Source organism: Nostoc sp. JL31 (assembly GCF_017114965.1).
In the GTDB taxonomy this organism is placed as follows: domain Bacteria; phylum Cyanobacteriota; class Cyanobacteriia; order Cyanobacteriales; family Nostocaceae; genus Nostoc; species Nostoc punctiforme_A.
On sequence record NZ_JABXKO010000070.1, the window covers coordinates 1 to 10,731 of the forward strand.

The 10,731-nt window shown below is 44.1% G+C and carries 6 protein-coding genes; 5 read left to right on the plus strand and 1 reads right to left on the minus strand.

The genetic code is table 11. The features are described from left to right. Positions 1-93 precede the first annotated feature (93 nt). Positions 94-384, plus strand: a complete 291-nt coding sequence (locus HWQ43_RS16770; RefSeq protein ID WP_366932841.1) for a response regulator — start codon at positions 94-96, stop codon at positions 382-384. Positions 385-1,142: 758 nt separating this feature from the next. Further along, positions 1,143-5,648, plus strand: coding sequence for a PAS domain-containing protein (locus HWQ43_RS16775; RefSeq protein WP_292736002.1), 4,506 nt, complete (start codon positions 1,143-1,145; stop codon positions 5,646-5,648). Positions 5,649-5,666: 18 nt separating this feature from the next. On the opposite strand, the gene HWQ43_RS16780 is transcribed toward HWQ43_RS16775, so the two are convergent. After that, positions 5,667-6,677 carry a chemotaxis protein CheB gene (locus HWQ43_RS16780; protein WP_292736005.1) on the minus strand — a complete coding sequence of 337 codons (1,011 nt, stop codon included), beginning with the start codon at positions 6,675-6,677 and terminating at the stop codon, positions 5,667-5,669. Between the two features lie 955 nt (positions 6,678-7,632). Here HWQ43_RS16780 and HWQ43_RS16785 point away from each other — a divergent pair. From HWQ43_RS16785 to bioF, 3 genes are all read left to right on the plus strand, one after another. Then, entirely contained in the window at positions 7,633-8,391 is a 759-nt protein-coding gene (locus HWQ43_RS16785; RefSeq protein WP_292736007.1) for a sucrose-phosphate phosphatase, read from the plus strand. Continuing rightward, complete coding sequence (gene ruvA, locus HWQ43_RS16790; RefSeq protein ID WP_292736010.1) at positions 8,391-9,023, plus strand: Holliday junction branch migration protein RuvA; 633 nt, start codon at positions 8,391-8,393, stop codon at positions 9,021-9,023. Before HWQ43_RS16785 ends, ruvA begins: the two co-directional genes overlap by 1 nt. Positions 9,024-9,209: 186 nt before the next feature. Then, positions 9,210-10,391, plus strand: a complete 1,182-nt coding sequence (gene bioF / locus HWQ43_RS16795; RefSeq protein WP_292736013.1) for an 8-amino-7-oxononanoate synthase — start codon at positions 9,210-9,212, stop codon at positions 10,389-10,391. Positions 10,392-10,731: the final 340 nt, after the last annotated feature.

Below are 10,731 nucleotides of genomic sequence, written 5' to 3' on the forward strand. Positions count from 1 at the left end.
AGTTTACTTTGACGCATTCATTGACCTTGCTACAATTCATATCTGGATTAACAAAATATTATTAGTGGGATAGGTTCATATAATTTTCAGGTTATGCTTGCCCGCAATGGCTTAGAAGCCGTGCAAATGGCTAAACAGCATCAGCCTCATCTCATCTTGATGGATATTCAAATGCCACAAATGGATGGATTAGAAGCAACCCGTCAAATTCGTGCCGATACCAAAACCCACTCGATTCCGATCATTGCCCTGACAGCTTTGGTCATGCCGGGAGATTTAGAACGGTGTCTAGAAGCGGGCGCAAACCACTACTTAGCCAAGCCGATAAAACTCAAGCAGTTATTGGAGATGATCGCCCAGCAACTCTCAAAAACTGACAATTAGCAATTATAGTTCAACTTATATTCCGCAGATATAGTAAAAAAAGCTAATTTTTTTAAACTCATATCTAAATATAAAGTCCCTTAAAACAGCCATAATAACAAGTTTGTAGTGGGGACTTCAGTCCCTAAAGCTAGGACTAAAGTCCTTACTACAAACTTTAATTTTTTTTATGCATAGATAGTTATATCTATCTTACTTATTGAGTATATTTGCAATTGTGATAACGGCGATCGCATTCAGTTTGTATATGTCCTGCCATTGGTCTTATATCATGCTGAGTAAAAAAATTATCATTCAGACTGCAAAGTTTAGGGAGCAGAGAGAAAGAGGGTTTTAAGATTTTTACATAGATGCCCACAATCATAACTAATGAATCAGATATAGCAATTCGAATTCAAACGTGAGAATATAAGGAGATTAAAAGCACCCAATTATAAGCTTTACAGCGATTTTAATCCCTATGATTTAGGATTGCTATTACTATCTTCATAGATAATTTGTATTAGTAAGTAAATATTTATAGATTATTCTCTGGGAAAAGTGATATAAATTTTATCAGCACGCAAGAATAAAATTATACATTAAAATTCTCAAACAAGTTAACGCCAAACAGATGTCAAGAGCGATCCCATAAATTCTCTCAAATATGGTAAAATCCTGGCATTAATGAAGGGTTTTAGCATTTCTTGAAAAATGTCAAATTTTATATGCAAACCTGCGGAAGGTGGGTTAATATCTACTTGATTAATTAATGCACAATGTCTCAGCAACAGCGCACTCTCTTAATTGTCGATGATTCCCCAGAAGATCGAGAACTCTATCGGCGGTATTTGCTGCGCGATCGCGAACATTCTTACACTATCCTAGAAGCAACGCTGGGACAACTTGGGCTAGAACTTTGGCAGCAACATCAGCCTGATGTTGTGTTGCTTGATTATCGACTGCCCGACATGGACGGACTGGAATTTCTGGCACAATTGCAACCATCTACCCAACAGCCTTGCCTACCTGTAATTGTCGTCACCGGGCAGGGCAATGAGGCGATCGCAGTTAAGGCGATCAAAGCGGGCGCACAAGATTATATTGTCAAAGAGCAAATCACCCCAGAAGGACTGCAAATAGCAGTCAATGGGGCAATTGAAACAGTGCAGCTACGCACCCAACTACAACAGCGGATTGAACGAGAGCGCGTAGTCTCACATATTACCCAGAAAATTCACCAATCGCTGAATCTGGATGAAATTCTCCAGACAACCGTAACCGAAGTGAGAGAATTTCTGCACACCGATCGCGTCTTGGTTTTTCAGTTAAAACCTGATGGCGATGGCACAGTAATAGCAGAATCTGTTGGGGGACACTGGCAATCGCTGCTCTCATCTACTATGTACGATCCCTGCCTCGCGGAGAACTACCTTGCATGGAATCCGTCGGAAACTGTCAGCTACGATAGCGCCTTAGTCGAGAACTATATCCAACGCTATCGTCAGGGTTACGTAACGGCAATATTTGATATTCAGGATAGCAGTATTGATCCATGCCACGTTGAATTGTTGGCTCAGTTTCAAGTGAAAGCTAATCTGGTGGTGCCGATTATTTCCGATAACCACTTTTGGGGATTGCTAATTGCTCATAACTGTGCAACTCCTCGAAGGTGGCAACCCTTAGAGATTGACTTGCTCAAAGAACTGGCGATTCAAGTTGGCATTGCAATTCGGCAGGCGGAACTCTATCAGCAGGCACAGAATGAATTGACCGATCGCAGACGAGTAGAAGCAGAATTACGGGAGAGCGAAGAATGGCTACGATTAGCACTGTCAGCCTCTCGGATGGGAACATGGAACTGGAACATCCAGACGGGAAAAATTTCCTGGTCGGATAACCTGGAAGCCTTATTTGGACTGGAACAAGGAGAATTTGACGGTTCCTTCGAGATGTTTGCCGCGCGAGTCCATCATGACGATCGCGATCGCCTACTAACAGCCGTCGATCGTGCTGTCGCCACTGGAGAAGACTATGACATTGAATTTCGGGTAGTATATCCCAATGGTACAATTCGGTGGGCACTAAGCCAGGGCAAGGTATTTTACGACCAACACGGACAACCGATTCAGATGGCGGGTATCGATCTAGATATCACCGAACGCAAACGATCAGCCGAAACTCTGCGTGAGAGTGAGGAACGTTTTCGCCAACTCGCAGAAAATATTGATGCGGTGTTTTGGATCAAAGAGGTGTCGAAAAATCGAGTTAGCTATGTCAGTCCTGCATATAAAAAACTGTGGGGATTGAACCCGCAGGAATTGTATCAAGGACAACAAGCATGGGTCGATCGTATTCACCCAGAAGATCGAGAATCGACAGACAGAGCGTTTCATGAAAAAGCTGTCGCCGGTCAATTTGATGAAGAATATCGGATTATTTTACCCAATGGTAGTATTCGCTGGGTTCACGATCGCTGCTTTCCCCTGCGAGATGAAACAGGAGAAATTTATCGGTTTGCCGGGATTGCCGAAGACATTAGCGAACGCAAACAGACAGAGCAAGCTTTGCGAAACAGTGAAGAACGCCTGCAAATGGCACTGGAAGGTTCTGGTGGCGGTCTATGGGATTGGAACATTATTACCAATGAAGATTATTTAAGTTCACGATGGCTGGAAATGCTGGGATATGAGCAAGGAGACCTACCTGGACACTTTAACAGTTGGGAGCGACTAATTCATCCTGACGATAAAGTTTGGGTGATGGAACGGTTGAATGCCCATCTTCAGGACGATTCGGTGTCTTACAAATTTGAATATCGGATGTTAACCAAGTCTGGGGAGTGGAAATGGATTGCCAATCACGGAAAAGTGGTTTTGCGCGATCAACAGGGCAATCCCCTGCGAATGGCAGGCATCCATTTTGATATCAGCGATCGCAAACAGGCAGAGCTTGATTTGCGCCAGAGTGAAGAATTTAAAAACCGTATTTTAGATAGTAGTTCTGACTGCATCAAGGTATTAAGCCTCGACGGGCGGCTGCTGTATATGAATACAGGTGGACTGTGTTTGATGGAAATTGACGACTTAAATCCCTATCTGAATATTGAATGGCTCTGTTTATGGGAAGACGGCTATCGGCAACAGGCAGAGCAGGCACTAGCTGCCGCTAAAATAGGTGAAGTCAGCATTTTTCGCGGATACTGCCCAACCGTAAAAGGCACTCCCAAATGGTGGGAAGTGGTCGTTAGCCCGATTCTGGATGCTTCCGGGCAACTAGAACGAATCTTATTGATTTCACGAGATATCACAGAACGTAAAAAGACAGAACTCTTATTGCAGGAGAACGAAGCCCGGTTGAAACTGGCGTACAAAGCGACGCGATCGGGAGTATGGGATTGGGACATTACCCGCAACAGCGCTCATGTATCTGAAGAGTACTGCAATCTATTCGGGCTTGACCCAACCACAGAGGAAGTCAGCTTTGAACAGTGGTTAAACCTCCTGCACCCAGACGATCGCACCTCTGCCAATGAAATAGTGAGTTACACCATCCAGCAACAGCAAGAGTACTATGAAACTGATTACCGCATTCTACATCCTGATGGTATTCGCTGGTTAGCAGCCAGAGCTAAGGTTTTCTATGATGCTGCGGGCAATGCAATACGGATGCTGGGCAATGTGCAAGATATCACTGATCGCAAACAGGTAGAGGATGAATTACGGCAAAGTGAAGAACGCTACCGCTACCTAGCAGAGGCGATTCCGCAACTTGTTTGGACTTGCGATGCCAGTGGTTCCTGCGATTACGCGAATCAACGATTGTGTGACTATACCGGATTGAGCTTGGCACAGATTTTAGGGCAAGGTTGGATATCAGGCGTTCATCCAGACGATAGACAAGCGGCTCAATCCTTGTGGAATAATACTGTGGATTGTGGCAGTAGCTATCGCCACGAATATCGCTTTAAAAGAGCTTCTGATCGCAGCTACCGTTGGCATTTGGTGCTGGGTATGCCGCTAAAAGACCAACGGGGGCAGGTGGTGAAATGGTTTGGCACCTGTACAGATATTCACGATCAAAAGGAACTGGAAGTTGAACGCAATCGCCTACTTGCCCAAGAGCAAGCAGCCAGAGCAGAAGCCGAACGCGCCAATCGGATCAAAGATGAGTTTCTCGCCGTTCTCTCCCATGAATTGCGATCGCCTCTTAACCCAATTCTCGGCTGGACAAAACTGCTGCAAACCCGCAAATTTGATGAAACCAAAACAGCTGAAGCTTTAGCCACCATTGAACGCAACGCTAAACTGCAAACTCAACTGATTGATGACTTGCTCGATGTCGCCAAGATTCTGCGCGGCAAACTCAGCATAGATGCGTCTCCCGTGAATTTGGCATTTGTAATTGAATCTGCGATCGACACAGTAAGAACCGCAGCTGTTGCTAAATCAATTTTGTTGCATCCAGTACTGCCGAATATTGGGCAAGTCTCTGGAGATTCTAACCGCCTGCAACAGATCGTTTGGAATTTACTTTCCAACGCGATCAAGTTTACCCCCAAGGGAGGACGAGTAGAAACCAGACTAGAGCGAGTTGAAGATCGGGCACAGATTATCGTTAGTGACACTGGCAAAGGCATTAACCCAGACTTTCTCCCGTATATTTTTGAGTCATTCCGTCAAGAAGATGTCTCAATTACTCGCAAGTATGGGGGGTTAGGATTGGGGTTAGCGATCGTCCGGCAGTTAGTTGAGGCTCACGGCGGCACCATCACGGCTGATAGTGCAGGTGAAGGCTTGGGAGCCACCTTTACAGTCCAGTTGCCATTGCTGAATGTTGAACCGGAAATCAAGCAGCCAGATGAGTTGCCACAACCAGCACTCGAACTCACGGGTATTCGAGTTCTCACAGTTGATGATGATGCCGATGCCCGTGAGTTATTAACAGTATTGCTTGCTGAATACGGAGCGAAAGTCTTGACTGTTGGCTCTGCGGCAGAAGTTTTAGCAAACCTAGAGTCCTTTCAACCCGATGTTTTAGTCAGTGATATTGGAATGCCCGAAGTCGATGGTTACTCCCTGATTCAACAGATCCGCGCTTTAACTGCCGAAAAAGGGGGAGAAATTCCTGCGATCGCTTTAACTGCTTATGCCAGAATTGAGGATTCCCTGCGAGCCATAACCAGTGGCTATCAACGGCATGTTACCAAACCCCTTGATCCAGAAGAGTTAGTGCAAGCGGTGGTGGCACTGGCACACAGAAAACTAAACCATCCCACTCCTTAAAATAATTAGGTTTAAGCTTCAATCAACATCTATGTTTGGATTGATCTTCAAAAGTACTTCTCGAATAATGGCGGAGCGCTGCCAGGCAGATTGTGCCTCCTCTTTGAATCTTTCTGCCGCCAAGTTTTGATTGCGAGCCTCCATCCTTGAAGCTATACGATGTGATAAAGAAGCTTTCTCTTCCAATGCCCTTAAAGCGATCCATAGTGCATCTTCCACCTTATCAGACTGGGTGGCTAGCAAAGTTTCTACTGAATAAGCATGACCCGTGCGGCACCGGAAGCGCAACAAATTTCCCTCTTCGAGTTCCCAGAGGATACCGCCGCAGTCAGGACAGCCAAAGGTTGATGGTTTACCAGGTCGATCGCCTTCGTTTTCTACTGCTTCCAAACTCAACTGCGCTATTTCAGTTTCAAACTCCATCTTGCTAGGTACGGGGTTTTCTGGCTGTATTTCCATTGGTATATTAACTAAAGCTACCAAAATAGAAGGAATATCTGAAAGTGGCGCGATATGGTCAATATCCTCTACATTATCGATCGCATTACGTGGCATATTAGGATACAAAGCATCATCGGGATTTTGGACAATTGCCACACCGCCCCGCATTTTTACAGCCATTATTCCCGCCGTGCCGTCGTCAAGCATACCTGTTAGTAGCACAGCAATCACTCGTTGCCCATAGGTTCGCGCTGCACTGCGAAACAATGGATCGATGGCGGGACGACAACGGTTTTCTTTTGCTCCCCGCGTTAAACGCAAATATCCTTGTTCTACCAGTAAGTGGTGGTCAGGCGGAGCCACATAAATCCAACCATGAACAATAGCTTCGCCGTCCTGAGCATGAGACACTGGCAAGTTGCCAGCGCGATTTAATATTTTTGGCAGAATACTGATGCTGTGACTGGATACGTGAAGAACTATAATCACAGCAGCATTGAGATCGGCCGGCAAATGCTTGACTAGATAAGTCAGCGCCTCAACTCCACCTGCTGATGTTCCAACGACAATAATATTGTGTTCAAGCATTAATGTAACGATTTCACTAGCATAGCTGCGTAGTCAACAAAAGCACGTTTACTACCAATTTTGAGACTAACGCAGCCAAAGAATTTGCTCACCTAGCTTTGAGAGGATTTATTCTTCATTTAAGGAATAAGACTTTAGACGAATAGCACGAAATGCAACTTCGCGTCTCTAAAAGGGTTTTAAAATCACGCAAAATTATTCTCCGCGATTGAAAAATGTAAACTGCGGAAAACCATTTCCACAGAAATATATTCTAAGGGTCGTAGCAGTGCTACATCTCGACATTGTTTTTCAGTGCTACGTCTCTGTAGACATCGATCAAATTTAAACATTAGTTATCAAAATTTGAGCGTTTGCAGCTAATGTTCTTCCATGTATAAGAAACGCTTAAGCATTTGCAGCAAATGTATAATTAGTTGTTGCAAATGCTTAATACTTTGCAACAAATGCTCTTCCATATATAAGAAAGGCTTAAGTATTTCCAACAAATGTATAATTAGTTGTTGCAAATGTTTAATGCTTTGCAACAAATGCTCTTCCATGTATAAGAAAGGCTTAAGTGTTTGCAACAATCATTGTAATGAACTTATAAATCTATTTATTACGTGAAGACTTGACTCGTTCCCAGGCTGCGCCAATGTATTCATTGAGTCAGAGACTTAATGTCTTGACTGGCGGCGCAGCCTCTAATCAGCCATTCCCATGCAGAGTATAGGAACGAGATAATCAACCAGTAAAATCGGAAATTGGAAAGCTATTTTATTAGGAGATCAAAAGCCAAGTGTGCTGATGTAGTGTTTTTATACATATCCTGAGCTTTACATAGAATACAGTTCAGTTAAGCACTGATCTTCGAATTTAGTGTCTGATATGATGCTTTGTTTTTAGCAAATAAATCTCTTGTAAAAGTCTCTTCACGCGGTAGAATAACGAGATTTTGCAAGAGGTATTAATCATGAAACCATTTCTGTTTGTAACCGACTTAGATGACACCCTGGTATACCGGACTGTGGGCGATGACAGCGCTTTACCAGAACTAAATCAACTGCTGAGTCAACATCGCCAAAAATACGGCACTAAGATCGTTTATTCTACCGGGCGATCGCCTGTACTTTACAAAGAACTCCAAGCTCAAAAAAATCTTTTGCAACCGGATGCCCTCGTTCTTTCCGTAGGTACAGAAATTTACCTGGATGGTACTGATACTCCAGACTCAGATTGGTCAGAAATCCTCTCTCCGGGATGGGAACGGGAAACTGTATTATCTATTACGAAAAAATATCCTGAGTTAGTTCGGCAACCAGATTCCGAACAGCGTCCCTTCAAAGTGAGTTGTTTCCTAGAACAAGATGCATCTGTCAGAGTGATATCACAACTTGAAGCAGAGTTGCAGAAATCTAAATTAAATGTAAAGTTAATCTACAGTAGCGGTATTGACCTTGACATTATACCCCATAGCAGCGATAAAGGTCAGGCAATGCAGTTTTTACGCCAGAAGTGGAAATTTGCAGCAGAACAAACAGTTGTCTGTGGTGATTCAGGTAATGATATTGCTTTATTTGCTGTAGGCAACGAACGGGGAATCATTGTGGGGAATGCCCGCAAAGAGTTACTCCAATGGCACAATGAGTATCCCGCAGACTACCGCTACCTGGCAAAAGCTTTTTGTGCAGGTGGAATTATCGAAGGCTTAAATTATTTTGGTCTCTTGTAATGATTAGTTATTTAAAAGGTATAGTCGCTGGTATCCAAACAATTGGCGCTAATCGCGTGATTCTGACTTTGGAAGTGAATGGCTTGGGGTATGATTTGCAAGTTCCCCAACGCCTAGCAAACCAGTTACCAGAGTCGGGAGGAGTAACGCAAATTTTTACCCATTTGCAAATTCGTGAAGAAGTGCCCTTTCTCTATGGCTTTGCTTCCCCAGCCGAACGCGATTTATTTCGCCACTTGCTGACTGTCACAGGTATTGGTGCAGCCTTAGCGATCGCCCTCTTGGATACTCTGGAACTACCAGATTTAGTCCAAGCAATTATCGCTGGCAATATACAAATCCTAATTCAGGCTCCAGGTGTGGGCAAAAAAATTGCTGAACGCATCTGTTTGGAACTGAAAAGCAAATTAGTCGAGTGGCGCAAATCAGCCGGGTTCTTCGTCGCCACAGGCGGGCCTGCACCGGGAATTCTCGAAGAGGTGCAAATGACCCTCTTCGCCTTGGGATATACTGCCCATGAGGTCAGTCACGCCCTACATGTAGTCAGCGAAGACATTGGACTACCCCAAGATGCTTATGTCGAAGACTGGATTAAACAAGCGATCGCTCATCTCAGTAGCGAACAAGTTTAATTGTCATTGGTCATTTGTCATTGGTCATTTGTCATTTGTCATTGGTCATTTGTCATTTGTCATTTGTCATTTGTCATTTGTCATTCTCCCCTGCCCCCTTATGCCCACTGACCAAAAACAACTCATGATACAAGCCCCCAAATTTATTTATTATTTATGGGGATCATTAATTTTGAATTTTGAATTTTGAATTTTGAATTCGGAGCGAAGCGACGTGACCCTTATGCCTGGCTAGAACAGTCCTTAGCAACAATTCATCGGGCAGACTGGTATCGTTCGGTACAACCTATCAATGGCCGTTCGGGTCCAACGGTGGTTTTAGCTGGGCAAGAGGTAATTAATTTTGCCAGCAATGACTATTTGGGATTGGCTGGAGATGAGCGTTTGATGGCAGCGGCGACGGCTGCGATCGCGGAATTTGGTACTGGTAGTACTGGTTCTAGATTACTCAGCGGGCATCGGGAGTTACACAGGGAATTAGAGGAAGCGATCGCATCTACCAAACAAACAGAAGATGCCTTGGTATTTAGTTCCGGGTATCTAGCTAATTTGGGTGCAATTACCGCCCTTGTGGGCAAGCGCGATCTAATATTCTCTGACCAGTACAATCATTCCAGTCTAAAAAATGGAGCGATTCTCAGCGGTGCAGCAGTGGTGGAATATCCGCACTGTGATATGGCAGTATTAAAAACTCAGTTGAAACAGCAGCGGCAAAATTACCGCCGCTGTTTGATTGTTACTGATACCGTTTTCAGCATGGATGGCGATTTATGTCCGTTGCCTGTACTGTTGGATCTCGCTGATGAATTTAGCTGTATGCTGCTAGTCGATGAAGCTCATGCCACTGGGGTACTAGGAAAAACTGGCGCTGGGTGTATTGAGCATTTTGGATGTACAGGAAAGCAATTAATTCAAATTGGCACTTTGAGTAAAGCTTTAGGTAGTTTAGGCGGGTATGTAGCAGGAAGTAGCGCCTTAATTGACTTTTTGCGGAACCGCGCACCGAGTTGGATTTATACCACTGGGCTTTCGCCTGCTGATACAGCAGCAGCCTTAGCAGCAATCAAGATCGTGCAACAAGAACCGCAACATCGTGCCCAATTGTGGGTAAATATACATTATTTGAAAACTTTGCTGCAACAGTTACCTAACCTGAAATTGCTGCCTTCTGAATCACCCATATTATGTTTTCAATTGCCTAATGCCACAGATGCGCTTAAAGCTGGAAAACAGCTAAGAGATGCTGGCATTTTTGCCCCAGCAATTCGTCCCCCCACAGTACCCACAAGTCGAATCAGAATATCCGTGATGGCAACTCATGAAGTCGCACATATTGAAAAATTGGTCGCAGTACTATCTGAGTGCTGAGTAGGAGAGTTAGGAGAGTTAGGAGTTAGGAGTTAGGAGTTAGGAGTTAGGAGTTAGGAGTTAGGAGTTAGGAAAAATTCTTCCCAATGCCCCATGCCCAATCCCCAATCTTTTTACAAAACTGGCAATTGATTAAACAAAATCCAATAAAAATCAAGCTGTTGGACTGCTTGGTTAAATTGTTCAAAATCCAATACAGTTCAGTTAAGCATCTCTTTCTTCTCTCTGCGTTCTCTGCGCCTTGGCGGTTCGTTAAAAAAACGACTTTGGTAACAGAGTTTTAGCCTTAACTGAACCGTATTGGTTCAAAATCGACAGGTTTGACGATGTAGCTATTTAC